Origin of the sequence: Phenylobacterium sp., assembly GCF_030693805.1 — a bacterium.
GTDB lineage: Bacteria > Pseudomonadota > Alphaproteobacteria > Caulobacterales > Caulobacteraceae > Phenylobacterium.
The window spans coordinates 1-1,435 of sequence record NZ_JAUXZW010000369.1; the positions used below are offsets into that span (position 1 = coordinate 1).

Annotated in this window: 1 protein-coding gene; it reads left to right on the top strand. The window is 64.5% G+C overall.

What is annotated here, in order from left to right:
- Positions 1 to 1,435 (top strand): PAS domain-containing protein (locus Q8M88_RS14665; protein ID WP_305597900.1); only part of this gene is annotated, 1,435 nt, incomplete at both ends.

Below are 1,435 nucleotides of genomic sequence, written 5' to 3' on the forward strand. Positions count from 1 at the left end.
GGCCTGGTACCGCGGCATCATCGAAGCCGCGCCAGACGGCATGCTGGTGGCCAACGACCAAGGCCAGATCGTCATGGTCAACCCCCAGCTTGAAACAATGTTTGGGTACGACCCTGGCGAACTGATCGGGCGCGCCATCGAAGCCCTGGTGCCCGATGCCGTGCGGGCCCGGCATCCCGCGCTGCGCACGGGCTTTCTGCAGGACGCCGGCTCGCGCCAGATGGGCGCTGGCGGCCAGGAGCTGCGCGGCCAACGAAAAAACGGCACGGTCTTCCCGGTCGAGGTCGGTTTGTCCAAGTTGCCCGCGCTCGGCGGGCGCGGTGTCTGTGTCTGTGCCTCGGTGCGCGATGTGACCGAACGGCACGAGGCGCAGCAGGTGCTGGCCGAGCAGCAGGCCGCTCTGGCCAACATTCTGGACAACAGCCCGGTGGGCACCGCCTTCAGCACCGACGGCGTGTTCCGCTACGCCAACCCGGCCTTCCGCGACATGTTCGGTTTGAGCGAAGGCGGCATGGCCAGTGACATCTACCTCTCGCCGTCGGACCGCGAGGTGGTGCTGGTGCAGATGGAGGAGCACGGGCGCGTGCGCAACCACGAAATGCAGCTGCGCACCAAGGATGGTTCGACCGGCGACTTCCTGGTGACCTTCCTGCCAATGGTCCGTGGCGGGCAACGGGGTGTGATGGGCTTTCTGGTCGATATCACCGAGCGCAAGCAGGCCGAAGCCGAAGCCGAACACAACCGGCAGTTCATGGAAACGGTGCTCGAAAACTTCGAGTCTGCGGTCTACGTGAAGGACCGCGAGGGCAGGTACACCTACGTTAACCGGGACTGGGAGCGGGCCACCGGTTTCCAGCGGTTTCAGGTCATCGGACGCACCGCCCAAGACATCAACCACCTGGGCAGGGGCACCGAGTTCCATGCTGGCGACCTGGCCACCATGGAAGCCGGGCAGGTGGTGGTGGAGGAGCAGGAGACCGAGACCGCGGCGGGGCAGCGCTACTACCAGATCACCAAAGTGCCCATGCACGAAAACGGCGCTGTCACAGGCTTGTGCAGCGTGGCATTTGATGTGACCGAACGGCGCACTGGGGAATTGCGTCTGCGCACCGCACTCGATCAGGTCGAGCAGTCCAAGAAGCTCAACCAGGCCATTCTGGACAACTCCCCTGCGGTCATCTACCTCAAGGCGCCCGATGGACGCTACCTGTTCGTCAACCAGGCCTGGTGCAACATCTTCGGACTGAGGCCGCAGGATGTGGTGGGCAAGACAGCGGCAGAGTTGTTTCCGCACGAGCAGGCCAGCGCCTACACCTCAACCGACCTGCAGGTGCTGCAGGCGGGCGAGGTGCAGCACAGCGAAGAGACGGCCGACGTCGCTGGTGTACTCCATACCTACGCCAGCATCAAAATTCCGATGCGGGACGCTGAGGGC